Origin of the sequence: Methylosarcina fibrata AML-C10, from assembly GCF_000372865.1 — a bacterium.
GTDB lineage: Bacteria > Pseudomonadota > Gammaproteobacteria > Methylococcales > Methylomonadaceae > Methylosarcina > Methylosarcina fibrata.
This window is the reverse complement of the sequence record NZ_KB889965.1, coordinates 1231553-1256983: the sequence shown is the minus strand read 5'-3', so window position 1 is coordinate 1256983 and position 25431 is coordinate 1231553. Positions and strand designations below refer to the sequence as shown.

At 52.6% G+C, this 25431-nt stretch carries 23 protein-coding genes, 6 tRNA genes and 2 pseudogenes; 9 read left to right on the top strand and 22 right to left on the bottom strand.

Annotation, left to right across the window (positions count from 1 at the left end; all coding sequences use genetic code 11):
* Positions 1 to 6: 6 nt before the first annotated feature.
* Both rpoZ and A3OW_RS0106115 read right to left on the bottom strand, forming a co-directional pair.
* Positions 7 to 246 carry a DNA-directed RNA polymerase subunit omega gene (rpoZ, locus tag A3OW_RS0106120; protein ID WP_020562542.1) on the bottom strand — a complete coding sequence of 80 codons (240 nt, stop codon included), beginning with the start codon at positions 244 to 246 and terminating at the stop codon, positions 7 to 9.
* Between the two features lie 115 nt (positions 247 to 361).
* Positions 362 to 1534: a phosphoglycerate kinase gene (locus A3OW_RS0106115; protein ID WP_020562541.1), complete on the bottom strand. Its 1173-nt coding sequence runs from the start codon at positions 1532 to 1534 to the stop codon at positions 362 to 364.
* Positions 1535 to 1886: 352 nt separating this feature from the next.
* Here A3OW_RS0106115 and A3OW_RS0106110 point away from each other — a divergent pair, with 352 nt between their 5' ends.
* Positions 1887 to 3602, top strand: a complete 1716-nt coding sequence (locus A3OW_RS0106110) for a DUF262 domain-containing protein (protein WP_020562540.1) — start codon at positions 1887 to 1889, stop codon at positions 3600 to 3602.
* Between the two features lie 64 nt (positions 3603 to 3666).
* On the opposite strand, the gene ubiB is transcribed toward A3OW_RS0106110, so the two are convergent.
* From ubiB to hslV, 6 genes are all read right to left on the bottom strand, one after another.
* The gene (gene ubiB / locus A3OW_RS0106105; protein WP_020562539.1) at positions 3667 to 5217 is read right to left on the bottom strand and encodes a ubiquinone biosynthesis regulatory protein kinase UbiB; all 1551 of its coding nucleotides are present in this window, start codon (positions 5215 to 5217) and stop codon (positions 3667 to 3669) included.
* A 37-nt stretch (positions 5218 to 5254) separates the two neighbouring features.
* Positions 5255 to 5890, bottom strand: a complete 636-nt coding sequence (locus A3OW_RS0106100) for a ubiquinone biosynthesis accessory factor UbiJ (RefSeq protein WP_020562538.1) — start codon at positions 5888 to 5890, stop codon at positions 5255 to 5257.
* 1 nt (position 5891) lies between these two features.
* Positions 5892 to 6641, bottom strand: coding sequence for a bifunctional demethylmenaquinone methyltransferase/2-methoxy-6-polyprenyl-1,4-benzoquinol methylase UbiE (ubiE, locus tag A3OW_RS0106095; protein ID WP_020562537.1), 750 nt, complete (start codon positions 6639 to 6641; stop codon positions 5892 to 5894).
* Between the two features lie 8 nt (positions 6642 to 6649).
* Positions 6650 to 7039, bottom strand: a complete 390-nt coding sequence (locus A3OW_RS0106090) for a gamma-butyrobetaine hydroxylase-like domain-containing protein (protein WP_020562536.1) — start codon at positions 7037 to 7039, stop codon at positions 6650 to 6652.
* 71 nt (positions 7040 to 7110) lie between these two features.
* Positions 7111 to 8433, bottom strand: coding sequence for an ATP-dependent protease ATPase subunit HslU (gene hslU, locus A3OW_RS0106085; protein WP_026223367.1), 1323 nt, complete (start codon positions 8431 to 8433; stop codon positions 7111 to 7113).
* A gap of 4 nt (positions 8434 to 8437) precedes the next feature.
* On the bottom strand, positions 8438 to 8986 hold the full coding sequence (hslV, locus tag A3OW_RS0106080) for an ATP-dependent protease subunit HslV (protein WP_020562534.1): 549 nt from the start codon (positions 8984 to 8986) through the stop codon (positions 8438 to 8440).
* Positions 8987 to 9157: 171 nt separating this feature from the next.
* Between hslV and A3OW_RS0106075 the strand changes: the two genes are divergently transcribed.
* The 7 genes from A3OW_RS0106075 (at position 9158) to A3OW_RS0106045 (ending at position 10952) form a co-directional block, all read left to right on the top strand.
* Positions 9158 to 9796, top strand: coding sequence for a DUF4126 domain-containing protein (locus tag A3OW_RS0106075; protein ID WP_026223366.1), 639 nt, complete (start codon positions 9158 to 9160; stop codon positions 9794 to 9796).
* A 58-nt stretch (positions 9797 to 9854) separates the two neighbouring features.
* Positions 9855 to 9930, top strand: a tRNA-Phe gene (locus A3OW_RS0106070).
* A 43-nt stretch (positions 9931 to 9973) separates the two neighbouring features.
* A tRNA-Phe gene (locus A3OW_RS0106065) sits at positions 9974 to 10049 on the top strand.
* Positions 10050 to 10383: 334 nt separating this feature from the next.
* Positions 10384 to 10584, top strand: coding sequence for a carbon storage regulator CsrA (gene csrA / locus A3OW_RS0106060; protein WP_020562532.1), 201 nt, complete (start codon positions 10384 to 10386; stop codon positions 10582 to 10584).
* A 10-nt stretch (positions 10585 to 10594) separates the two neighbouring features.
* Positions 10595 to 10686 (top strand) — tRNA-Ser (locus A3OW_RS0106055).
* 86 nt (positions 10687 to 10772) lie between these two features.
* Positions 10773 to 10849: transfer RNA gene (locus A3OW_RS0106050), tRNA-Arg, on the top strand.
* 27 nt (positions 10850 to 10876) lie between these two features.
* Positions 10877 to 10952, top strand: a tRNA-Asn gene (locus A3OW_RS0106045).
* Positions 10953 to 10966: 14 nt separating this feature from the next.
* Here the strand turns inward: A3OW_RS0106045 and A3OW_RS0106040 are convergent.
* The 14 genes and pseudogenes from A3OW_RS0106040 to A3OW_RS0105975 all read right to left on the bottom strand — a co-directional run bounded on the left by A3OW_RS0106040 (position 10967) and on the right by A3OW_RS0105975 (position 22589).
* Positions 10967 to 12028 carry a tyrosine-type recombinase/integrase gene (locus tag A3OW_RS0106040; RefSeq protein ID WP_020562531.1) on the bottom strand — a complete coding sequence of 354 codons (1062 nt, stop codon included), beginning with the start codon at positions 12026 to 12028 and terminating at the stop codon, positions 10967 to 10969.
* Between the two features lie 68 nt (positions 12029 to 12096).
* A pseudogene (locus A3OW_RS29020) lies at positions 12097 to 12234 on the bottom strand (helix-turn-helix domain-containing protein); the annotation flags it as partial.
* 145 nt (positions 12235 to 12379) lie between these two features.
* On the bottom strand, positions 12380 to 13456 hold the full coding sequence (locus A3OW_RS26935; RefSeq protein ID WP_020562530.1) for a replication initiation factor domain-containing protein: 1077 nt from the start codon (positions 13454 to 13456) through the stop codon (positions 12380 to 12382).
* 924 nt (positions 13457 to 14380) lie between these two features.
* Positions 14381 to 14587, bottom strand: a complete 207-nt coding sequence (locus A3OW_RS27655; RefSeq protein ID WP_157385800.1) for a hypothetical protein — start codon at positions 14585 to 14587, stop codon at positions 14381 to 14383.
* A gap of 529 nt (positions 14588 to 15116) precedes the next feature.
* Positions 15117 to 16250, bottom strand: a pseudogene (locus A3OW_RS25885) (IS3 family transposase).
* A 66-nt stretch (positions 16251 to 16316) separates the two neighbouring features.
* Positions 16317 to 16727 carry a DUF5681 domain-containing protein gene (locus tag A3OW_RS0106015; RefSeq protein WP_020562526.1) on the bottom strand — a complete coding sequence of 137 codons (411 nt, stop codon included), beginning with the start codon at positions 16725 to 16727 and terminating at the stop codon, positions 16317 to 16319.
* Positions 16728 to 16787: 60 nt separating this feature from the next.
* Positions 16788 to 17183 carry a single-stranded DNA-binding protein gene (locus A3OW_RS0106010; protein WP_020562525.1) on the bottom strand — a complete coding sequence of 132 codons (396 nt, stop codon included), beginning with the start codon at positions 17181 to 17183 and terminating at the stop codon, positions 16788 to 16790.
* The gene (locus tag A3OW_RS24210; protein ID WP_020562524.1) at positions 17176 to 17655 is read right to left on the bottom strand and encodes a hypothetical protein; all 480 of its coding nucleotides are present in this window, start codon (positions 17653 to 17655) and stop codon (positions 17176 to 17178) included. Before A3OW_RS24210 ends, A3OW_RS0106010 begins: the two co-directional genes overlap by 8 nt.
* Positions 17652 to 19148 carry a hypothetical protein gene (locus A3OW_RS26280; protein ID WP_020562523.1) on the bottom strand — a complete coding sequence of 499 codons (1497 nt, stop codon included), beginning with the start codon at positions 19146 to 19148 and terminating at the stop codon, positions 17652 to 17654. The genes A3OW_RS24210 and A3OW_RS26280 overlap by 4 nt, the downstream gene beginning before the upstream one ends.
* Entirely contained in the window at positions 19145 to 20113 is a 969-nt protein-coding gene (locus A3OW_RS24200; protein WP_020562522.1) for a toprim domain-containing protein, read from the bottom strand. Before A3OW_RS24200 ends, A3OW_RS26280 begins: the two co-directional genes overlap by 4 nt.
* Positions 20114 to 20117: 4 nt before the next feature.
* Positions 20118 to 20345, bottom strand: a complete 228-nt coding sequence (locus A3OW_RS0105990) for a helix-turn-helix transcriptional regulator (protein WP_020562521.1) — start codon at positions 20343 to 20345, stop codon at positions 20118 to 20120.
* A gap of 111 nt (positions 20346 to 20456) precedes the next feature.
* Positions 20457 to 20963, bottom strand: coding sequence for a hypothetical protein (locus A3OW_RS0105985; RefSeq protein WP_020562520.1), 507 nt, complete (start codon positions 20961 to 20963; stop codon positions 20457 to 20459).
* Between the two features lie 108 nt (positions 20964 to 21071).
* On the bottom strand, positions 21072 to 22325 hold the full coding sequence (locus A3OW_RS0105980) for a tyrosine-type recombinase/integrase (protein WP_020562519.1): 1254 nt from the start codon (positions 22323 to 22325) through the stop codon (positions 21072 to 21074).
* Between the two features lie 177 nt (positions 22326 to 22502).
* Positions 22503 to 22589, bottom strand: a tRNA-Leu gene (locus A3OW_RS0105975).
* Positions 22590 to 22928: 339 nt separating this feature from the next.
* On the opposite strand from A3OW_RS0105975, the gene rnr reads away from it, so the two are divergent.
* Positions 22929 to 25187, top strand: a complete 2259-nt coding sequence (gene rnr, locus A3OW_RS0105970) for a ribonuclease R (RefSeq protein ID WP_020562518.1) — start codon at positions 22929 to 22931, stop codon at positions 25185 to 25187.
* The last annotated feature ends 244 nt before the right edge of the window (positions 25188 to 25431 follow it).

Genomic DNA, 25431 nt, shown 5'->3' with positions numbered 1-25431 from the left:
CGGATTTTAGAACATGGGCGGCGGCTCGTGCGATTCGACGTTACGATGCAGCAGGTTAATGTTGCCGGCCGTCACATGGCCTGCTGCAATTTCTCGTAAAGCGACCACGGTGTCTTTGTCCTTGCCGCGCGGCACGAATTCGGCCGCGCCGTGACTCAACTGGCGTGCTCTGGCGCCCGCCAATAAAACCAGCTTGAACCGGTTTTCCACTTTTTCCAAGCAATCTTCGATAGTAACTCTGGCCATGAGTGATTCCAGTACCTTAACGTATAAAAATTTAAAAATAATCAGACCGTTTGACCGGTCTTGGGAGAATAACGTTGCATTCTCCGGCAATAAAGGAAAGTATATACTTATACCATTAAGTTCGGGATTTTAAAATAGCCACGGCCGGGAGCTCCTTGCCTTCGAGAAATTCTAGAAAGGCGCCACCGCCGGTCGAAGTGTAGGAGACCTGGTCGTTGATACCGTATTTGTCGATCGCAGCGAGAGTGTCGCCGCCGCCGGCAATCGAAAACGCCGTGCTTTCGGCAATCGCGTTCGCCAGGGATTGAGTGCCGTTGCCGAACTGATCTATTTCAAAGACGCCGACCGGGCCGTTCCAGACGATGGTTTTCGCGGATTTCAGGATGTCGGCGTATTGCCTGGCCGTTTCGGGTCCGATGTCCAGAATGAGATCGTCTTCTTCCACGTCGGTTACTTTTTTGACGGTTGCCGTCGCGGTTTCGGAAAATTCCTTGGCGCAGACGACATCGACCGGAATGGGGATATCCGATCCCGCTGCCTTCGCCGCGGCAATCAGCTCCTTGGTCTCACCGATCAGATCCGGTTCGTAGAGCGATTTGCCGACCGGGAAACCGGAGGCGGCAATAAAAGTATTGGCAATGCCGCCGCCGACGATGAGCTGGTCGACTTTTTCCGACAGCGATTTGAGCACCGTCAGTTTGGTCGACACCTTGGAGCCGCCGACAATGGCCACCAAGGGTTTGGCCGGCGTTTCCAGTGCTTTGCCTAGGGCGTCCAGCTCGCTGGCCAGCAGAGGCCCTGCGCAAACGACGGGCGCGAATTTGGCGACGCTGTGGGTCGAGGCTTCGGCCCGATGAGCGGTACCGAAAGCGTCCATGACGAAGACATCGCAAAGGGCGGCCATTTTTTTGCCCAGCTCGTCGCTGTTCTTTTTCTCGCCGACGTTGAAGCGCACGTTTTCGCACAGAACGACCTCGCCCGGCTGGAGGTCGACGCCGTCCAGCCAGTCTTTTTCGAGCCTGACCGGTTTGCCGAGCAGGCTCGACAGGCGCTCGGCCACAGGTTTCAGGGAAGAGGCTTCGTCGTATTGGCCTTCGGTAGGACGTCCCAGATGCGACATCACGATGACCGCCGCGCCTTTTTCCAGGGCTTTTTGAATCGTCGGCACGCTGGCCTGAATGCGAATATCGCTGGTGACTTTACCGTCTTTGACCGGGACGTTCAGATCCTGACGGATCAATACCCGTTTTCCCGATAAATCCAGATCAACCATTCTTTTAATCGACATATTATTCTCTCTTGGTTTGGGTTAAATAAGATGGGTTCATTATAAAATATTAGAGGTTGGTAAGTCTTGTTTGCTTTGACCCGTCTTCCCTCCGAATCGGGAAAGACGAAGATGCCTTGTAATCTTTGCCTTTTTGATGCGGAGTTTAACCTTGGCCTGAGACTGTTCCGTCCGGGAGAGAGGAAAGCCAGGGATCGGGCGTGGCTTAAACGAATGTCTCCATATCCCGAGGCTCATTCATCGGCTGTCCGTCTTAACTTGAGCGGGCCGTCGGAGGTAAGATGGCATAATCGGAAAAGGGATAAAGCTTCTTGGCAATACGGATTCTCACAATCGTCAGGGTGAGGTCATCATGTCCGCGCAAAATTTCAAAACCGAAAACATCACCTACCGAAAACTGATCAGCAACGGGCTGATCTATCGCATCCCCCGGTTTCAGCGCGATTACAGTTGGACCGAGGAGGAATGGGAAGATCTCTGGGCCGACATCATGGAGACGATCCGGCCCGGCGGCGAGTCCGCGCATTACATGGGTTATCTGGTGCTCCAGTCGCAGGATGAAAAAAGCTACGACGTGATCGACGGACAGCAACGATTGACCACGTTAACACTGGTGATTCTGGCCGTGCTCAAGAATCTGCACCGTTTGATTGATGAGAACGATCAGCCGGAATGCAACCGCCAGCGCATAGATCAGATCCGCCATACCTACATCGGCTATCTGGATCCGGTGACTCTGATTTCCCGAACCAAACTGACGCTCAACCGGAACAACGATCATTATTTTCAAACCTATCTGGTGCCTCTCGTCCATCTGCCTCAGCGCGGGTTTCGGGCCTCCGAGCACAGCCTGAGGAAAGCGTTCGAATGGTTCGACAGGAAAGTAGGCGATTACGTAACGGCTTCCGGACAGGATAAAGGCGTCGTTCTGGCTTCGCTGGTGGAAACCATGAGCGACCGCCTTTTTTTCACGATCATCAGCGTCACGGACGAACTGAACGCTTATCGGGTTTTCGAAACCTTGAACGCCCGAGGCGTCAGGCTGTCCTCGACCGACTTGCTGAAAAATTATCTGTTTTCGGTGCTTCACCGGAACAGCGAGCATCCGAATGAAATGAACGCGCTGGAAGACCGCTGGGAGGCGATGGTGACCCGCCTGGGGAATGAAAGTTTTCCCGATTTTCTGCGCATCCACTGGATCAGCCGCAGATCTTTCGTGCGCCAGTCGGAGCTGTTCAAGACCATCCGGGCCAACGTGTCGAAACGGGAAGACGTCTTTGAATTGCTGCGCGAAATGGACGAGGATCTGGATACTTACCTGGCGTTGACCGCGCCGGAAGCCTCGCACTGGCCGCCGGAGCTCAAAGGCTACGCGCAAAACCTGCGCATGTTCAACGTTCGCCAGCCGTTTCCTCTGATCATTGCCGCGCACCGCCGGTTCGAGGACAAGGATTTTCTGTTGATTTTGAAAAGCAGCGTGATCATTTCGCTCCGTTACAACGTGATCGGGTGCCAGCCGACTCATCAACAGGAACAGATCTATCATGCGGCTGCGCAAAAAATATCCGGCGGCGAAGTTGCCACCGCCGTCGGCGCCCTGGAAGAATTGAAAGGCATTTACCCGAACGACGACGTGTTCAGAGGCGCTTTTGCCGAGAAAATCATCCGTACTACCAATTCGCACAATTTGCGGATCGTACGCTACATTCTCTGCGCGCTGGAAAAGCAGATCAGCGGGCATGATTACGAATTCGACAGCGACAGTTTCAACGTCGAACACGTCTTGCCGCAAAACCCGGAATTCGGCTGGGAGATTTTCAGTGATGAAGAAGCCGATGCGATGATTTACCGGTTGGGCAATATGACGCTGTTGAACACCGGAACCAACAAGATCCTGGGTAATTCGGGATTTGCCGTCAAGAAAAGTGCCTTTGCCAACAGCGACTTCGAGCTGACCCGAAAGATCGCGGAAGATTATTTCGAATGGACGCCCGGCCGAATCGCCACCCGGCAAAGATGGCTGGCCAGGTTGGCCACCAGCGTCTGGCGCATCAGCCAGTTGTCCTAGCCCGGGTTCGGCTCCGCAGGATGCCTCGTGGAGCCTGCCTGGAGCCGCCTCGACAGAGCGAACCTCAGCGAAAGAACACGGCGGCGCCGATCAGCGCCGCGCTGATCAGCATGGCCCACATCGAGACTCGATGATTGTTTTCCATTTGCTGGCGCAAGAGGGCCAGTTCCCGGTTGTGGGATTCGGCATTCTGCCTCGCATAAGCGGCATTGTCCAGAGCCTTGTAGATCAGCGAAGGGATTTCCGGAAACTGTTCGGCCAATTCCGGGAATTGTTTCATCAACTTGGTCAGTTTGGCCTTGGGCCCCATGCGTTCCTGAAACCATCGCTCCAGAAAGGGCTTGGCGGTTTGCCAGAGGTCGAGCTCGGGATACAACTGGCGCCCCAGTCCTTCGATGTTGAGCAGGGTCTTCTGCAGCAGAACCAGTTGCGGCTGCACGTGCATGTCGAAACGGCGCGCGGTCTGGAACAGGCGCAGCAGCAACTGGCCGAAGGAAATGTCTTTCAGCGGCTTTTCGAAGATCGGCTCGCAAACGCTGCGGATCGCCGATTCGAACTCTTCAATGCGGGTCGTGCTCGATACCCAGCCGGACTGGACGTGCATTTCCGCCACTTTGCGGTAATCGCGGTTGAAAAACGCCAGAAAGTTTTCGGCCAGATAATGCTGGTCGGACAGCGACAACGAACCGACGATGCCGAAATCGACGGCAATGTATTTTGCGGGCAGGTCGACAAAAATATTGCCGGGATGCATGTCGGCATGAAAGAAATTGTCCCGGAAAACCTGTGTGAAAAAGATTTCCACGCCGCGTTCGGCCAGCAGTTTAAAGTCCGCGCCGCCTTCTCGAAGCTGCCGGATTTCGCCGATCGGAATGCCCTCGATTCTTTCCATGACCAGCACCTTCTGACGTGTCAGCGGCCAGTGAATTTCGGGAATGTAGATGATGTTTGAATTCTCGAAATTGCGGCGCAGTTTGGAAGCATTGGACGCCTCGCGGATCAGATCGAGTTCGTCCAACGTGGTTTTTTCGAATTCGGCCACCACTTCCAGAGGGCGCAAGAGCCGGGCATCGGCCCAAAAACGTTCGGCAAATCGGGCCAGTTCGTAAAGCAGGCCGATGTCGGAATGTATCCTTTCCTCGATGTCGGGCCTCAGCACCTTGACGATGACGCGCTCGCCGCTGTGCAGGACGGCGGTATGCACCTGTGCGACCGAGGCCGAAGCCAGCGGAACCGGATCGAACTCGGCGAAGGCTTCGGCGATCGGCATGCCCAGTTGTTGTTCGATAATGGCGCGGGCGGTATCGCTCGGAAACGGCGGCACTCGGTCCTGGAGTTTGACCAGTTCGTCGGCGATGTCGTCCGGCAGCAGGTCTTTGCGGGTGGACAAGGCCTGGCCGAATTTGACGTAAATGGGGCCCAGGTCTTCCAGGGTGCGGCGAATCCTGACACCGCGCGGATCCGACTGTTTGCTGAGCCAATAATAAGGAGAAAAAGCGGCCAGAAACCGAACAGGGCGGAACAGATGGGTTTTTAATACGATTTCATCCAGTCCGTGAAAAACCAGGACCCAATTGATATGAACCAGGCGAAATAGAAGTTTTGGGCGGATCACGTGTTACCTGTTGCTGGGGAGGAAGGCGCGATAACCGTCAGGAACCGGAAGCCGACCGCTTGGCCGCTAAAATTCTTTCCAGGCGGACCGTTTTGCTGTGCAGGCGGTCGAATGCGGTACGCAATTCATCGATCTGCTGATAAAAAATATCCGTCTCCGGGACAGCCGGCAAGTCGCGCGTTTCTTCCTGAAGAAATTCGGTCAGATTGATCCTGAATGTCTCCGCGGCATCTTTTGTCCAGTTCCGGCCGGAGCGAAAAAATCCGGTGATCTGATGAGCCAGCCCATCGCCGAGGTAAGGAGACAGTTTTCGCTCCAGGTCGATTTCCAGCTTATCAAACAGTTCCTGAAATTTTCGGCCGGTATGAATATCGCCTTCGATCTTGACTTCTCCGGAAAACACCGAACGCATCGGCCGGGAGCTGAGACCCATCAAACCCAGCGACCAGAGCGAGCCACTGATTTGAGTGTCGGGTGGAGTAGGGGAATGATCCAGTATCTGAATGGAGTCCGCGGTCGGGCAGAGGTAAACCGTTTCGCCGAAAGGCTGCACGGTCACGGCGATGACTTTGCCGGCCAAAGGCGCCAGGAAGGAGTTTTTGTTCCGGTCCAGATCAAGATAACGATTGACGGCGCTTTCCATGGCGCCGATCAGCAACGGTTTAATGAGCATGCTAGATTTTATAGGCTCGATGGACGGCCACGATGCCCTGGGTCATATTGAAAAATTCACAGCGTTCGAAGCCCGCATTTTCCATCATTTGTTTTAGTTCGATCTGTTTGGGGTGCATGCGGATCGACTCGGCCAGATAGCGGTAACTGTCTTCGTCCTTGGCGACGATCTTGCCGATTTTGGGCAGCAGCTTGAAGGAATAGAAGTCATAGACTTTTTCGGTCACCTTGTCGGTGGGATGGGAAAATTCGAGCACGATCACGCGTCCGCCCGGTTTCAGCACCCGATGCATCGATCGTAATGCCGCGTCCTTATCGGTGACGTTGCGTAGCCCGAAACCGATGCAGACGCAATCGAAAGTGTTGTCGGCAAACGGAAGGCATTCGGCATTGACCTGGGCGTAATGGATATTGCCGGCCAGGCCTTTGTCGATCAATCGGTCGCGCCCTGTGCGCAGCATTTGTGCATTGATGTCGGCCAGCACGCAATCTCCCGTTTTACCGACGCGCTGCTCGAACAGCGAAGTCAGATCGCCGGTGCCGCCTGCGAGGTCAAGTACCCGCTCGCCCTGGCGCACATTGCTCAACTGCACGGCGATCCGCTTCCAGATGCGGTGGATGCCAAGCGACATCAGATCGTTCATGATGTCGTATTTTTCGGCGACGGAATCGAAGACGCCGCGCACCAGTTTGACTTTTTCTTCGGTGGCGACTTGCTTGAAACCAAAATGGGTGGTGTTATCTTTTGTCATGGTTGGAATTAACTTGATAAGGGGGCTTGGCGTTGATAGCCGGCGGCTTCCAGGCGTTTCAGATAATCGGCCCACAAGCTTGAATATTCGGAGCCCAGTTGATACAGCAGGTCCCAGGTATAAATGCCGGTGTTGTGGCCGTCGCTGAACTGCGGGGCGATCGCATAATTACCTACCGGCTTGAGCTCGGTGATGGTAACGTTTTCTTTGCCGACCTGCAGAATTTCCTGGCCCGGCGCATGGCCCAGGGCTTCCGCCGAAGGCGTGTAGACGCGGAGATATTCGTAGGGCAGTTTAAAAACACTGCCGTCCTGAAAGCTGATTTCAAGGAGACGCGAAACCTGATGAAGTTTTATTTCGATCGGAAACGTGTTGCAGGGTTTGGTATTCAGGCGCATAAATTCGAGGCCAACGGTTAAAGACGAAGGGCGCAAGGAGAACGGCGGGTTTTCGCCTTGCGCTTTTCGGACTACAAAATGTATCGGCTCAGATCCTCGTCTTCGACAAATTCGCTCAAGTGCCGGTCGACATAGGCTGCATCGATGACCACTTCTTTTTCGATCAGATCGGGCGCATGGTAGGAAACTTCTTCCAAAAGGCGTTCGAGAATCGTATGAAGGCGCCGTGCACCGATGTTTTCGGTTTTTTCATTCACCTGCCAGCCCAGTTCGGCAATGCGCTTGATGCCGTCGGCGGAAAATGAAAGCGACACACCCTCCGTAGCCAGCAAGGCGGCGTATTGCTCGGTCAGCGATGCGTCCGGTTCGGTCAGGATGCGGACGAAATCGTCGGCGGAAAGGGCATCCAGTTCGACGCGGATCGGAAAACGTCCCTGCAATTCCGGAATCAGGTCGGAAGGTTTGGTTAAATGAAAAGCGCCCGAAGCAATGAACAGAATATGATCGGTCTTGATCGCGCCGTACTTGGTGCTGACCGTGCTGCCCTCGACCAGCGGCAGCAGGTCGCGCTGCACGCCTTCGCGGGATACTTCGCCGCCTCCGCTCATTTCGGAGCGCTTGCAGATTTTATCGATCTCGTCGAGAAAGACGATGCCGTTCTGTTCCACGGCTTCGACGGCCTTTAGTTTGATGTCTTCGTCGTTGATCAGCTTCGCTGCTTCTTCTTCATGCAATACTTTGAAAGCCTTTTTGATTTTCATTTTACGCGACCGGGTGCGGTTGGCACCCATGTTCTGAAACAGGCCCTGCAATTGGCTGGTCATTTCTTCCATGCCCGGAGGCGCCATGATTTCAACGCCCATCGGGGCAATCTGAACGTCGATTTCGATTTCCTTGTCGTCAAGTTCGCCTTCGCGTAACTTTTTGCGCATCTTCTGGCGGGTGGCTTCGACGGTTTCGGACAAAGTCCCCCTGTCGGCCTTCGGCAGCAGAATGTCCAGAATTTTTTCTTCCGCGGCATCGTAGGCCTTGATTTGAACCTTTTCCATTTCGTTCATCCGCATCATTTTGACTGCAGTATCGGCCAGATCGCGGATGATCGATTCCACGTCGCGGCCCACGTAGCCGACTTCGGTAAATTTGGTGGCTTCTATCTTGATGAAAGGCGCATTCGCCAGACGAGCCAGCCGACGGGCAATTTCGGTTTTGCCGACGCCGGTCGGACCGATCATCAGAATGTTTTTGGGAGTGATTTCTTCGCGCAGCGAGACATCGACCTGCTGGCGGCGCCAGCGGTTGCGCAAAGCAATCGCGACCGAACGTTTGGCATTGGATTGGCCGATAATGTGTTTATCCAGTTCGCTTACAATTTCTTTCGGGGTCATCTGTGTCATTCGTTTACTCGTTCGGTTCGGCGTCCAGTTCTTCAATGCGCAGGTTGTGGTTGGTATAAATACAAATGTCTGCGGCAATCTGTAACGATCTCTCGACAATTTCGCGGGCGCTGAGTTCGGTATTTTCCAGCAGGGCGCGGGCGGCGGCCTGGGCGAAGGCACCGCCGGAACCGATCGCCATCAGGTCGTATTCGGGTTCGATCACGTCGCCGGTGCCGGAGATGATCAGGGAAGTTCTGGCGTCGGCAATGGTCAGCAGGGCTTCCAGCCGGCGCAGCGTGCGGTCGATTCGCCAGTCTTTTGCCATTTCCACGGCGGCGCGGGTCAGATTGCCGCGATGCTTTTCCAGTTTGCCTTCAAAATGTTCGAACAACGTAAAAGCATCGGCCGTTGCTCCGGCGAAGCCGGCGATCACTTTGTCGTGATAAAGGCGGCGCACCTTGCGGGCATTGCCTTTCATCACCGTGTTACCCAACGTCACCTGACCGTCGCCGCCGATGACTACTTTGCCGCCCCGGCGTACCGAAAGAATGGTTGTACCTCTGAAATTCACCTTAAAATCCCAAATTGCAAATAGACGATCCCCATTTTACATGGTCTGCAAGCAAAGTGGGAATAAATAAAAATAGATCTCTAAGACGGAAAAAGAAGGGGAGTTTGTTAAGTGGGAATTCAGTTAATCGTGCTAATCTTTAATTTTAAGAAGAACTTGAAGGGGGTGATTGTGGATGCGTTGGATCACGTTTCGGCCACTTTGGCTTTAACTATGGGAGTGGCCTGGGCTAGCGGTATCAATTTGTACGCGACCCTGCTGACGCTCGGAGTACTTGCCAATAGCGGAAATATCGCGCTGCCGCCGGATTTGCAGATAGTCGCGAATCCGATCGTCATGACGGCTGCCGGTCTGATGTACTTCGTCGAATTTTTTGCCGACAAGACGCCCGGCGTGGATACCGGCTGGGACGCCATCCACACCTTTATCCGGATTCCGGCCGGCGCCATGCTTGCAGCCGGAGCCGTCGGCGAGCTCAATCCGGCGGTCGAAATGGCTGCAGCCATTCTAGGCGGCGGCCTGGCGGCAGGAACTCATGTTACCAAAGCGGGCACTCGGGTTTTGATCAATACTTCGCCCGAACCTTTCAGTAACTGGTTTGCCTCGATAGGGGAGGATGTTGCCGTTATCGGCGGAGTATGGGCCAGCATCCACCATCCGCTAGCGTTTTTGATTGCGTTGTCGGTATTTATTCTGCTGATGATATGGCTGTTGCCCCGGCTGTGGACGGCTGTCAAAAAGATTTTTGCCGCCTTAATTCACTTTTTTCGGCGCGAAAATTCCGGAACAGGATTAAATCCGCCACAATAGATTTTTTTGTTGACTGCCGTTTGGTAATCGAGTTTAATACACGTCTTTTTGCAGGCTTGCCCAGGTAGCTCAGTCGGTAGAGCAAAGGACTGAAAATCCTTGTGTCGACAGTTCGATTCTGTCCCTGGGCACCATTGCCGCATACATCTCTACAGTGTCTTATCAAATACTGCGTTTGCCCAGGTAGCTCAGTCGGTAGAGCAAAGGACTGAAAATCCTTGTGTCGACAGTTCGATTCTGTCCCTGGGCACCATTTTGACGCTGTCTGATCAATGAACATCATGAATTATTTTGCGGTGGTTCGGTCAGATTATTCTGGTTATATCCTCTTTATAGTAGAGCGTATGGCTTGAAGAAGGCCGCATCTGAATTGCATAGACGCTCTGGGAAAGCATTTCCTTTATTAAATTTGATTCATTTGGCTGTGCGATCGCTTTCTCCTTGTATGAGATGGATCGCCAATCCCTGAGAGGTTAAGAAGACAGGGGGTTTAAGTTTTATTTGAAAAAAAAAGCTGATATAATCCCTTTTTATGACTGGAAGCTGTCTAAGAACAGTGAGAATTTAATTAATTAGGGAGAGAAGCTATGCTTATCTTGACTCGTCGAGTAGGTGAGACTTTAATGATCGGTGATGAGGTGACTGTCACTGTTCTTGGAGTAAAAGGAAATCAGGTTAGAATCGGCGTTAACGCTCCAAAAGAAGTATCGGTTCATAGGGAAGAAATCTACGAAAGGATTAAGAAAGAACAGGCCGAATCCACCGGCTCTGAAGGTTCCGAAGAGTAATCAAGTTTTAGGAGGGATGGCCGAGAGGCTGAAGGCGCTCCCCTGCTAAGGGAGTATGGGCTTTATCTCCCATCGAGGGTTCGAATCCCTCTCTCTCCGCCAAAATGCACAGCTCATTAAATTTTATTTAGTTTTAAAAAAAGATTGACAATAACATAAAATAAATGGAAAATGAGCGGCTCAATCAGGCGCCCGTAGCTCAGCTGGATAGAGTACTCGGCTACGAACCGAGCGGTCGGGAGTTCGAATCTCTCCGGGCGCGCCATTAAACAACAAGTTATCGACATACTATTCCCCTGTAGCTCAGTCGGTAGAGCAGGTGACTGTTAATCACCGGGTCGGCGGTTCGAGCCCGTCCGGGGGAGCCAAATAAATCAAGGGCTTAGCCAGAAATGGCTAGGCCTTTTTTGTTGCCTGTAGCCAAATCGTAGCCGTTCAAATCGTCCGGAACCGCCCGGAGTCCTGAAAATTGGTCAACGTAGCTTTCCAGATGTTTACTGGAAAAATGCGCATAACGCCGAACCATTTCGACCGATTCCCATGAACCCAATTCCTGAAGCACATGCAAAGGCGTCCCCGCTTGAACGTGCCAGCTTGCCCAGGTATGGCGCAGATCATGCCAACGGAAGTTATCAATCCCGGCCCGCTTCAATGCAGAGCGCCAGGCCTTGGTATTCACTTGAGTTACGGGTTCGCCTTGATAGGTGAATACGTAAACCGGATTCTTGCCGATCTGTTCCCGAAGAATTACCACCGCGGCTTTAGACAGCGGAACCGAGATAGCCCGCCGTGCTTTAGCTTGATCTGGATGTATCCAGGCGCAACGCCGCACCAAGTCAATCTGTGACCATTGCAGGCCCGTTACATTGGCTTGACGTAGCCCGGTTTCCAACGTGAACCGCACCATTGCCTTTAGATGATCGGGTAATTCTTGAATCAATCTATCGGCTTCATCTCTTGTTATCCATCGAATGCGCCGGCTGGATTCAGGCAACAAGCGAACTTTAGGCGCTCTGTCCAGCCATTCCCATTCCATTGCTGCCTTACGCAGGATCGAACGCACCACCGCGAGCATGCGATTGACGCTACTGTTAGCAACGCCGGTTGCAAGCTTGGCATGGGTGACCCTGTCCAGACAATCCCGATTGATTTCGTCCAACATTAAACCGCTTAGGTGCGGATCGAGCCAACGCAAATTAGATAAATCATGATCGCGTGAAGCCTTATGCTTGGTTTCATCCAGCCAGCGTAAAACGGCTTGATGCCAGGTATAACGCTCTTTAACGCCGAGCCGGGTTTGTTCCCAGAGCTCAACCTTTAAACGATCATGGTATTCTTGCGCGGCTTTGCGGTCATCAGTCCCAGTGCTTTTCTGTATGCGTCTTCCGTTGACTGTGAGCTTGACCCACCAGACAGAGCTATCTTTACGTTTGTAGAGTGACATAATTTAATTTCCTTTTTCGGTTCGTCACCCTGCAATGCCTGCACCGGGTATTGTAACCGTAGCCAATTAATGAGATCAATTTCCAGGAACAGCCACCGCTTGCCAATTTTGGCCGCCGGAAGTTCGCCGGTTCGGGCTTTATTGCGGACCGTCACGACGTGCATGCAAAGCAATTCAGCCGCTTGCTCGATAGTAAGGGTTTTCATGCTTTACCCCCGTCCCGACAGGCGCGGCAGAGCTCGATAATGCGATATTCGCCGTTGGGTTGAAGGCGAAAGCTATTGATGTAATTCAGCGGGTTCGTTACCCATTGACGGCAGACAGGGCATTGATTGCGAAAGGGCTTTGTTTTCATACCGGAACCCCGTCGATAAGAACGTGAATATCAAAGTCTTCAAAGTGTTGAAATCGTTTAGGACGGCCAGGACGTAGTATCTGAGCTACCACCGCTTCGGCATCACCCCCGTTGACTTCCAACATGAGAGAAACCGCTTTACCGGCGGCTTGTTTCAGCCAGGACACCAAGCGAGCATAGTTAATATTGACGGATTTCTGTATGGTTTTGATTCTTTGCTGGATGGCTGATAGGAAAGCGAGGCATGGGTAAGCACCGGCCAAGTAATGGCCCGGATTGACGACTACATCCCAAGGAATTTCGCGGGACTTGTTCCGAAGTTCGACTTCAACGCGAACCCAGGGGCTAGACTTGTCGCCTTGTTCCCGGCCTTTTTCGTAGACTCGGCAAAGCTTGCCGTTTTCGCGAGCGCCAACGTAAAAAGTTTTACCGTCCCCGGATTCAAAATCATGATGAAGATGCCGCTTCGGCGGCCTGCCGGAATTGGTAAATCCGTCTTGTTCATACCATTCAATGGCTTTTTGAATAGAAACGGTTTGACCTTCATAGTCATCGTGAGCCAAATCGGAACGGGTAATCTTGACGCCGAAGGTTTCACCCCAGTGCTTCACCTTGTGCCAATCTTGAACCAATGCGCAACCGTGAGCGTTCAGCTCGATATGGTAAGAGCCACGTTGGCTTTCACCCCCGAAGGCCAATAATCCGTATTGGTCTAAATCGACGCGATGCTTATAGCCGTTCCAACCCCGTTGACCGGATTCTAAATATAAACGTTCAGGAAAATTAAAGACTTGAACAAGAATTTCTTTGATCCAAGGTAAAGGATCAAATTCAGATGGAGGGATAAACGTAAAAGCCAACCAATCGATAAAGGCCAGCTTAGCGTTAACTGGAGACTTTCCCCCCGTATTACTATCCGGGGGGATGACTGAGTCATGAGCGCGGACAATAGAAGCTTGATCTTGCGCCGCCTGCGAATCGACGACACTCCCGACAAAGCCCGGCTCTGGCGAGGCCGTGCTTTGTCGGCTCGTTTGCTCGTTTCGAGAATAACGAATTGTTCTATCTGACATGGGCCACCTGCAAAGATTGCAGGCAAGCCACTTGATGAATTACGAAGTAAAACATATCGGCATACCTATAAGTTAGCCGATCAATTCGCCGGAATAAAATTAGGTTGTTGTTATACGGACAAGGCCTATAAACGGCAATCCCCTTTAGCAAACAAACCAAATTAAAGAGCGGTATTCGCGGAAATTATCATTTAAACGCAACGTCGGCACCTTCATCCGGAAGGTAACGCATCCATGAACGAACTTTACGCCCGACTACAAAGGCTTTTCATAAGCCAATCCCCGCTAAGGGTCATGTTACATATTTAAACAATGATCGAAAGTTAAAAATAAAAAGCAAGCAAAGTATAAAGAAATATTGAAAAAGATCAAGACTCCTAGCGGCGAACTTACCCACAACCCGAAAGCAAGTTATCCACGAACCCGCTCGGCGCTCTGGGGCTGCCGCTTCGCTGCCCCGCGCCGGCGGATTGTGGATAACTACGGGTTATGGATAAGTACGCCTTAACCTGAAATAACGTTACAGTAACGAAAAAAGCAAAAAGCCGGGCGAACGGTAAGGGCCTCGCCTTTGTCACGATTTAAAGTAACGCCACCGAAAACGCCTTATCCGCTGGATAGTTCTAACAGGCTGATAGCATCGGCGCCTTACCGTTCGCCCGGCTAAAAAGCAGTTTATGGCTACGAAATTATTTTGTAGTACCGGCAAGATGCCCGCCAGGTAAAACACAATAAAAGTATGGTTTACCTGGCACAATATCAATGATTTGGCATGTTTTTTGATGTGGAATATATATATTTATTCTTTTATTAATATTATGTATTTTCAATAACTTATGATTGGCATAGGGTTTGTCTTATGATGTATTTTCCCTATTTTTAACGTTTTGATATCATCACTGCACGTTGCTAGCAATGATTAATTCAATGCCGTGAACTATAGCGCGTTATTAAATCGCCAAAAGTTAAATCTGGGTTTTTTTCCAACACTGCATTAACAGTATCGATGCCGAGGCCTGCCATAAAATCAGTAAAGAAACTTACATCCGTAGTATTCATGACGGATGCCAAGCGGCCCGGAAATAATTGTTTTAATCTTTGTATTGTCTTATCGTCTATTTCCACTTGCATAAATCCACCGTAGCCAAATCGTAGCCGTTATATTGTTTACACTCAGTTAAATCAAGGTTTTCTGTAGCTTTGCTTAATTGTGCAGGCAATTGCAAGGCTTTGATTTTATTAATAAGTTATTTTGTAATTGCCCCCTGTTAATCACCGGGTCGGCGGTTCGAGCCCGTCCGGGGGAGCCAAATAAATCAAAGGCTTAGCTGGAAATGGCTAGGCCTTTTTTATTTCTGAGTTACCAATAAGTCACCATTAGAAATAGAAAGCGGTAGTAATCCATGGGAAAACTACTGGTTTCTGATGTACATTCTCTCAGGCTGAGAATTATAAAATCTAGCCACTATTGTAGTGGTCAAGTTTTTTCGGACGCTGCGATAAGTTGTTTTGCGGCCATTTCACGTTCGTAGACGTTGGAGGTCGATAGTACAATGTGGAATGTAATCGTTGGCTGTTATAGAAGCCTATCACGTAGTCAGAGGTGGCCCCAAAGCTTTGAACAGATATCTCCGAAATTAAGGTGGAATCCTGCTGTTGATTACGCTGCCATTTTGACCGGTGGCAACATGCCGGTATAAGCTTGATAGGGCGTTTTCCGACCCAGGCTGGAATGTGGCCTGGCTCGATTGTACCATTCCACATAGTTCATGGCCGAGGTTCTTGCCTGAGCGACCGACTCGTAAGCATGGAGATAAACGCACTCGTATTTCACTGAGCGCCACACGCGTTCGACGAAGACATTATCTCGCCAAGCTCCCCGGCCGTCCATGCTCAGCTTGCAACCGTTTTCCAGCACCGTATCGACAAACACCTGGGCAGTCAATTGACTCCCCTGGTCCGTGTTGACGATCTCGGGTGTGCCGTACCGCCTGAATGCTTCCTGAAGCACATCCACCGCATGGCAGGCTTCCAGGGTAATCGCCAGTTTGGCCGCCAATACTTTGCGGCTGGCCCAGTCCACCACGGCCGTCAGGTAAGCAAAGCCTTTGGCCAGTCGAATATTAAGTCGTATCCAGTGCCCACACCTGATTAGAACGATGAATCGCCATGCCACGCAACAAGTAAGGATAGATTTTATGTCCAGGTTGCTGCTTACTGGTGTTGGGCTTGCAATACAGCGCCGCCATACCCATCCGCTGCATCAGGGTTTTGACATGCTTGCGACCGACCGCGATGCCTTGGTCATGCAATTGATCGCGCAACATTCTCGCCCCCATGAACGGGTGTTTCAAATGCAGTTCATCCAGCCGCCGCATCAGGTCCAAATCACGCTCCGAGACGGATTTGGGCAAATAATAGACGCTACCCCGGCTCATATTGAGCAAGTCGGCCTGACGGCTGATTGACAGTTTCGAGTCACGGTCTATCATCGCTTTGCGCTCAGCAATCCCGCCTTGCTGAGCGCGCCTTCTAAAAAATCATTCTCCAGCGTCAACTGGCCGATCTTGGCATGCAACGCCTGCAGATCGACAGCGGGCGACGCCGTTTCAGGGGATTTGCCAAAGACCTCGGCCGCCCGCTCCGTCAGTTGTCGCTTCCAGTCGGTAATCTGGTTTGGGTGAACTTCGAATTCCTGAGCCAGCTGCGCCAGGGTTTTATCACCCGCCAGCGCCGCCATGGCCACTTTGGCCTTGAAAGCCGGTGAGTGTTTTCTTCTCGTTTTGAGTGACATCTTCTGCTCCGATTTAACGTCCTTCTGGACATTCTACAGTAGCAGGTCTTCCACTTAACAGGCTGTTCAATTTTTCGGCTCCACCTCTCCCTCCAGGGCTTCCACTCGTTTGGTCAGTTCATCCACTTCGATGATTTTCGATTGTGCCGCCAGTGCCGTGATTAACTGGCTGCCGATGTCTGGCGGAATCTGGCCGACCAGAGTCGCCCGGATAATCTCACCTCCCTGTTCGGTCAGCGAGCTGTTGACCGGCAGACTGATGTGCATCGCTTGGGGCTTCAATGGCGGACATACCCGGTCGAGTAAGACCTTGGCCGCGGCCACGTCTCCGGCCTTGGCCTGCTCGACCAATTGCGCCAGAATCTCCGGCATGGCGTCGGCAATGGCCTTTCGAAGTTTCGTCGCCGGCGTTTTGTCTTTGGGTCGGCCGTTCGGGTTCCCCGTCTGGCCGGGCTTGAATAAGTGGTCTTTGCTCACTGTTTACAATCTGTTTGTTTCAGATAATTATAAATCCTGAGTTTATAAATTAACCGACATTCAATCCCTGAATGGAAGCGCGTCGTCATAATCAGGATAACCGCGGCTTGGTGGCTCCGGGTTGCTCTGCCTGCTCTCGCCGCTGCCCCGCCGTTTCTTCACGTCGTACGCCGACAGTGCCGCCGATACTGTAACGCTCAGACCGCGCTTAATTTCTCCGGTCGATTTATCGGCCCATTCGGACGGCTTCAGACTGCCGGCCACGCTCAAGGCGTCGCCTTTTTGCAGTTTGGCCAGGCGCTCGGCCACTTCGCCGAAAGCAATACCTGAAACCAGAGTGTATTCACCGTCGTTCGTGGGAACCGATAACAGGAAATTGCAGTAAGGCTTGCCGGATGAGCCGGTTTTCAATGCAGGATCGCGTAACAGCTTACCGGTAATGAGTGCGTCAATCATGGGTTATTCCTTGAATTGTTGAGGGGGCGTCGGCTCGAAAGTCTTCACAGCGCCTCGGGATGTCGTCGACCGGCCGGAACCGGTGCCGGATGCAGTAGCCTCGGCTGTTCAGGTTCCGGCACTCCCGGCAATGGTGGCGGTCATCCGGCGGCGGCACTTCTTCAGCCCGCTTCAGGTAATAGGCCAGGGCGTCCGGGTTGCCGGCGCAATAGTCGAGCACGTCGTCGATGAGGGCTTGGTCCGTCTCGCCGATGAAGTGCAGCCAGGCCAGGATGGCGGTTTTGTCCTTGGAGTTTAGCCGTGGGCGCCGGTCGTCATTGGCCGCCAGCGCCTCAATGATTTCGGCCTTATGAACCTTCAAGAACTCCAATTGCTGCGGGGTCAGTGCGTCGAATGGTCGAATGCCGATATTGCCGTTATCTTTCAGCCAGAGTTCAAACCCCGCGCTTCTGATTTTTGCCAAGGCGTTCATATTTCCCCCTCATTAAAGCCACTGAGCCTAGGGGGATAATGTTTTTCCGGGAGTAAAATCTTAGAAACGACATTGCCAACGTTGCCAACGTTGCCAGCTTTCAGGATCTTTACAGGCAACCCCCGTTCATCGCCGATCCGCTGCACCTGATTCCCTGATTCTATTTCTATCCCAATCGACGCCAGCGCCGGGGACTGTCGTTTAAGCACATCCCCCAGGCCGCGCGGGGACCGTGGCCAGCCATCGGTATCATGGCGATGGACCGCCAGCGTCTCCAACAATTTCTTCATGGTTCCATGAAAAACAATCTCAGACTGACCTTGATGTACGTCCACCAATTCCCGGACCGCCACAGCCACCGGGCTGGATTCCATCGCACGCGCTACCGATTCCTGCCGATTGGCCCGGAACAACGCTTCGAACGATCCCGATGGATGCCCTTGTGCTTGCATCATGGCCTCACCAAGCCGGGTAAAGTCGGCCATCCGGGGCGGCTTGGTCAGTTTCACCTTCGGCAGTTGCGCCAGCGTCTTCACCAGCAAATCCAATAACGCGCCGAAAATGCGCGGCATCGCTCCCTCAAACGCTGCGTTGATTTCGGATTCCTCGCGGTAATCGATGGGTTTCAGCTCGACATTGATAACGCGGTCGGTCAGGTCTTGCGCCGTGACGACGACGGGAATCGAGTTGATAATGACCGGACGCTTGACCTCGATAATCGTTTCCTCGGCGTTGGTGTACAGCGTCCTTGACGCAAAACCGCCGCCGGTCGCCAGGGTACAGAGCGCGTCTTGCTGCTGCGGGGTGAGCCGTGAAATGTTCTCAAACGACACGATCCAATTGACGCCCGCGCTGATGTAGATGTCTTCGGTGGTCTTGGGTGCCGCCCGTAGGTTGACCTTGTTCGGGTCGATCAATTGCCGGATTCGATTATGCGTTGACGACTTCGCAGAACCTTGCGGACCGTTCGGCGCCAGGACGGGGAACGGCGTCTCCGGCCGGAACGCTTCCAATATCCAAGCGAGCACGAGTGGTCTGTCGTGCTCTTGAATATTGCAATACTCCCATAGCTCTTCAATGTCGCCGCCAGGATGCGGAATCGGCAAAGCCTGCATGGATGCGACGGAATCAGGCCCATCAAAATCATTCGGTGGCCGGGTAGCGGTATCGATGCCGTCGAGCCTGATGCCGTGGGGCTTCTCTTTTTTGATCCGGCACCGGACACGCGCCCATTCCTCTGCGGAATTTTCCCGGACATAGCGCACCGCCTCATTAAAAGCTGGTGTCGCCAATGCACCGGGGTCTTCCCCGCTTTCAGTGAGGGCTTTATTAATAATCGCTAACGCGTCTTGCATGGCTTCATCGGCGGCTGAAATGGCGTTTTCCAGGTCAGGCCCTAAAAAGTCGTCGGTTTCCTGTGTGGCAACATTGGCAACGTGGTTTGGTTGATTTTCGTCGGGAAAAACATTTTTATCGGTTTCGTGAGTGCTCATTGGCTTCCCTCCGATGGCGCCGCCTTCCAGGTGTTGACGGCGTCGTTAAAGTCCTGCCCAATTATTGGCGGGATGAGATACTTCCCACCACAAGCCAGCGCCGCCGCCCGTGCCGCTTTTTGTCCGGTGCCGGATTCGTCATTGTCACCGCATACGATCAATTCATGATTGGGATAGAGCGCCCTAATCCGTCTGGCGACTGGCTCCAGGTTGCCGGCATTGAAGGCCACGATAACCGGCTGCCGGAACCACTCGTGCAGACTGGCCCCGGTGGCGAAGCCTTCGGCTATCAGGATGCGGCCCGGTTCGTTCACGGTCACTTCCGCCATGCCGATGCCCATGAAACAGCCTTTGATCTCGCCGCCAGGAAGGAACCGCTTGCCGCCGTCGGCGTCGATGAATTGCAGAGATGTTAAACCGGATTCGCCAAGAATCGGAATGACCAGAGACGACCGGCCTTTGTATTCGCTCAACCTTATGCCGTGTGGCTGGATGCGCTTGTTCACCAGGTAAGGATGGTCTTCGGATTGGTGAATCGGCTTCGACCGTCTCCAGATGTAGCGGGCTTTGTCGGCGGCGGTGCGGTGCGCTTGCTGACGTTCCTGTTCGCGCTTCTGCCGTTCGGCGGCAATGGCGGCCCGGTCGGCATCGGATAATCGTGCCCGTTTGCCGTCGGCACTCCAGGTCATCGAAGCACCGGTGGTGAAGTCCAGCGCCCAGCCGGCCGGGTGGCCGTTCAGGTGGAGAATATAAGCGCCGTTCTTCGTTCCGGCCTTGTGGCCGTCCAAACGGCAGCGATGTAAGGCGCCGTCGGCAATGATGGGGCCCGTCAGGTGGATGCCGGACGAATGCGCGGCTTCTCTGAACTGTTGTTCGATGGCGGATGTGGTAAAATGGTGTTGCTCTGAATTTTTGTAAGCCGCTGGGAGTTGCCCGACTCCGGCGGCTTTTTTGTGTGCGGTCATTCGATCAGGCCTCCGTGCCGAACGACTCAAGCAAAGTGCGGATGTCTTCAACTTTCCATGCCGTTGTTCTCTCGCCCAGCTTTACGGGCTTTGGGTATTTGCCGGTTTTGACGCCATTAAGAAAAGTCGTCCGCCCGATGGGCAGAACTCCGGGAATGCCGCGCTTACGGTCGCCGATGATTTGGGGAAGGCGAACGAAGCCGGTAGAAGGAAGGTTTACTATTGAGCCCATGCAAAAACCTCAGAAGGTTGTTATTGAATTGCATGGTACTTTAAGCTACTGTTTTCTTTGGGGTAAATATCCCGAATCTCCTTAATTTTTGCGTCTCGATCATTCGGGGGATTAGGGAGAATAACCGCTCCTGTGATGGTCTCGTTTTATCTCTTTCGCGAAGCGCAGCCCATATATCAGCTCTCTCCATATTGTCCAGGTCGGGGGATTCTTCTTTTTCCACTCAAGAAAATCGGCGTTTCTGAGTTCGTTTATTGGTGTTTTTCCTGAAGGCGGGACAATCCCGAAAACACTTTCAGCATCCGTGCGTAGAATGCCTATTTGGTCGGCTCTGTAGTTTCCTCCCCAAGCCATCGGCATTATGTCAGATTCCCACCAGTTCGATTTATGGACGCTTTCGACCATCCATGCCCCATTGCTTTTATTCAGCCAAGGATGGCTCGTCTCTGTCCAGGCATAGACTTTAATCGGCTTTTCGGCGCCGATAAGTGTTGAGTCGCTGATTCTGTTGGTTACAAAACTTGAAGCTTCAGAGAGTTCTAAATCATTTTTTTTAGCGAATAAACGAGACAGCGTGACCAAATCAATAAGGTCTCGTTTCCATACTGTTGTTTCCATAGCGCCCCTTTTGCGCTGCCCTTGAATGGGTTGCCGCGCCAGCCGGACAAGGGTTATCCGGTTTTCGCTCCGTCGAGCTATGCGCGGCAAAACTGAAGTTTTCTGTAGTTAGCCAGTCCGCTTAAACTGAAGCACATCCGCCCCATTCTTCAATCCGTCCAGGTAGTCGGCCCAGGCTTGCATCATGCGCCGCCTCTCATCCAGGTATTGCGCCCGATTGTACGCTGCTCGCACCTGATCCTTTGGCATGTGGCACAATTGCCGTTCGATTGCGTCCGGGCTCCAGCCTTGCTCATTAAGGAGCGTTGACGCCATGCCCCGGAATCCGTGCGCTGTCATGGTGTCGCTGTTATATCCCATCGTCAGCAAGGCCGTTCTGATCGTGTTTTCGGACATGGGCCGATGATCCCCTCGGCTTGATGGGAAAACGTAACGGCCCGATCCGGTCAGCGGCTTGACGGCTTCCAAAATGGCGACTGCCTGAGTCGATAACGGGACAAGATGCAAGGCGCTGGTTTTAGTCACAAAGGGCCGCCATTCACGCGCTGCTAGGTCAACGTCTTTCCATTCCATTTGTCGAATCTCGCCGGGACGTTGAAACAGCAACGGCGATATTTTCAAAGCGCATTGAACAACAAGAGTCCCCAGATAGCCGTCAATGCAACGCATCAATTGCCCAACTTCCTTTGGGTCGGTCAAGGCGGCCCGGTGCTCCACCTTTTTTGCCGGTATCTGTTTGGTGACCGCTTGCGCCGGGTCGTAATCGATAAAGCCGTGAGCAATCGCATAGGCATAGGCCGCGCTTATCTCGCTTCGGATGCGGTGAGCGGTTTCCAGTTTGCCGGCCTCGATCAGAGGTTTGACGATCTCGAAAACGTGCGGCGATTTCACCTCATTGATTCCCATGCGGCCTATTGCCGGAAATACGTATTTCTCAAAATGGCCGATTTTCTTTTGATGGGTGTTGCCTATAACCGTATGTTCGACGGATGCCAGCCAATCACGGGTGATATATTCAAAACTGTTCAGGATCGGGAGGCCGGAATCAAGGCGCTTTTGGTTTTCGGCTTCGGCTTGTTTTGCGGCTTTGGCTTCCTTGCGGATGTCGCTCGGGTCTGTTCCATTAGCGACTTTGGCGTGGGCTTCTTCGGCTTTGCGCCGGGCATCGGCTAAGCCGGTAGCAGGGTAAACGCCAAGTGATAGCGTTTTCCTTTTGCCGTCGATTGAATAATCAAGCCGCCACCATTTAGCGCCATTGGGCTTAATGAGCAAATAAAGACCGTTGCCGTCATTCAGCCGTTTATCCTTGTCGCCCGGTTTGGCGTTGCTCACGGTTGCGGGTTTCAGTAATTCTTTCGCCATTTGCAGTAACCTCGAGTGCAGTAACTTTTAAGGGAACCTGGAAATTACTGTAAATCTTACTGCTCATATTGTCGAATGTTACTGTATTTTGTGGTACTTCATTGGACATAAAAAAACCCGCGAAGCTTGGAAACTTGCGGGTTTTTGAATCTTGTGGAACGTCTTGAAACCATTATTTGGTGCCGAGGAAAGGACTTGAACCTTCACGAGCTTTCGCCCACTAACACCTGAAGCTAGCGTGTCTACCAATTTCACCACCTCGGCAGAGGTTTGCTGTATCAGCAAAGTGAGCGCGCATTTTATGCAGTTGTTTATGGTTTGTCAACGCTGTCTCGATTATTTCTTAAAAAATTTTATTTTTGTGCGGGATCCTGAAACAGTCGGTCCAAAATCCGAATGGCAAAATGAATGAGTTTCTTGTTTTAATTCTATTCGATGGACAAAGCCTGTATCATATGTTAACAATCCATGGAAATTTAAGAGCCTGCAACATAAGAACGTGAAGAGGATGGCCGGGTGCATCCTTCTTCGGATCGAGTTGGTTCTTCAGTCATTTTCATCCTTTCCTTTTACATCCGTTATCTTGAGTATCGCAATATTGATATGGCTGCCAAGTCGAAAAAAAGCATTGACTTCAATACCACCGTGGATCCTTATGCGCAGCGTGAGGCTGCCAAGTATGAAAATCCCATACCCAGCCGTGAGCTCATACTCCAGTTGATCGAACACGTGGGGAAACCTTTAAATCGTTCGGAAATTGCGGAGGCGTTTGCGCTCAAGGATGAAGACCAGTTGGAGGCCTTGCGGCGCCGGTTAAGAGCGATGGAGCGGGACGGCCAATTGCTGTTCAACCGCGGCCAGACTTACTGTCTGGTGAATAACAAAGACCTGATTGTCGGCCGCATTCTCGGTCATCCCGACGGTTTCGGCTTCATCAAGCCCGACGACGGCTCGGACGATCTGTTTTTATCGCCGCGCGAGATGAATTCCTTGCTGCATAACGACAGGGCCATCGTCCGGGTGGCGGGAATCGATAAAAAAGGCCGCAGGGAAGGCGCGCTGGTTGAAGTCCTGGAAAGAAACACGCACCAGGTGGTGGGCCGGTTGTATACGGAAGACAGCTTTACCTACGTGGTGCCCGACAATAAATACATCGCTCAAACCATCCTGATTCAAAGGGACGGAGTAGGTGAGGCGAAACACGGGCAGATCGTCGTTGCCGAAATTGTCGAGCAGCCGACCAAGCTGAGGCAGCCGATCGGCCGCATCATTGAAGTGCTGGGCGATCATTTGGCGCCCGGCATGGAGATCGAAATGGCGATTCGCTCTTATGAGTTGCCGCATCAATGGCCCGACGATCTGCTGGAAGAAATCAAAAGCTTTTCCGAAGAAGTGCCCGAAGCGGCCAAGGCCGACCGGGTCGATTTGCGCGATATTCCGCTGGTTACGATCGACGGCGAGGATGCACGCGATTTCGATGACGCCGTTTACTGTAAAAGAACGCCCAAAGGCTGGAAGTTGCTGGTCGCCATTGCCGATGTATCTCATTACGTGCAAGCCGATACCGCGCTCGACCGCGAAGCGAAAAACCGCAGCACGTCGGTATATTTCCCCGAGCACGTCATTCCGATGCTGCCGGAAATCCTGTCGAACGGCTTGTGTTCGTTGAATCCCCAGGTGGACCGTTTATGCATGGTCTGCGAATTGACCATTGATGCGAGCGGCAAAGTGCTTCGGTCGCGTTTTTTTGAAGCGGTGATGCGCTCGCATGCCCGTCTGACGTATACCGAAGTGGCCAAAATGCTCGTCGAAGGGGACAAGGCTTTGGCCAAAAAATACAAAGCCCTGTTGCCGCACCTGCAGGAACTCTATGCGCTGTACAAGGTGATGCGCGCCTCCCGGGAGCAGCGCGGCGCCATGGATTTCGATACGCTGGAAACGCGCATCATTTTCGGCAAGGACCGCAAGATCGAAAAAATCGTGCCGGTAATTCGCAACGATGCTCATAAATTGATCGAAGAATTCATGATTACCGCCAACATGGCGGCTGCCCGGTATCTGAACGGCAAAAAGATACCCAAGCTGCTGCGGATCCATGAAGGACCCAGTCCGGATAAGCTGCTCAGTTTGAGAAGCTTTCTGGGCGAGCTCGGCTTGAAACTGGGCGGCGGAGCCAATCCCACGCCGATGGATTACATGCATCTGTCCAACGCCGTCAAGGACCGGCCGGACGTCCATCTGATTCAAACCGTATTGTTGCGCTCGATGTCGCAGGCCGTCTACAGTCCGGAACTGAAAGGCCACTTCGGGCTGGCGCTGAACGAATATGCCCATTTTACCTCGCCGATCCGCCGCTATCCCGATTTGCTGGTGCATCGCGGAATCCGCCATGCCTTACAGGGTAAAAAGGCGGAAAGCTTCATCTATGGCATCCCCGACATGGTTCTGTTGGGCGAGCATTGTTCGGCCAACGAGCGCCGGGCCGATGACGCCACGCGGGACGTAGTGAGCTGGCTCAAATGCGAATACATGATGGACAAGATAGGCGAAGAGTTTGCCGGCCTGATCTCGGCGGTGACGTCGTTCGGCTTTTTTGTCGAACTCGACGAGATCTATGTGGAAGGACTGGTGCACATCAGCTCTCTGGGTCAGGATTATTTCCATTTCGACCCGATCAGCCACCAGTTGAGAGGCGAACGAACCAATGCCAAATTCCGCCTGGGCGACAGTGTCAACGTCCAGGTTGTCCGCGTCGATCTCGATGAACGAAAAATCGATTTCGAATTGATCAAAAAACGCAGCCCCGTGAAAAAAACGGCCGGCCGCGGCAAGTTCAGAAAAAGGCGGCGCAAACAGGGATAAAACAGTCCACGTCTCTTCGATTGCCGTCAAGTTAAGGAATTCGTAGGCCGGATAAGCTTGTCCCAAGCCTTCGCCCATGTTCAGGAGAGCCCTGCGGGAGGACGTAACGTATCCGAAGGCAGTGGAGGTGCGATCTCCTTATCCACAAGTTGATTCCCTCTTGATCAAATGGCATTGCACATCCCCTCAGGGAAACCCGGCAGATACGTCCGCAAGCTGAAGCATTTTCGAATTGCAGATGCGG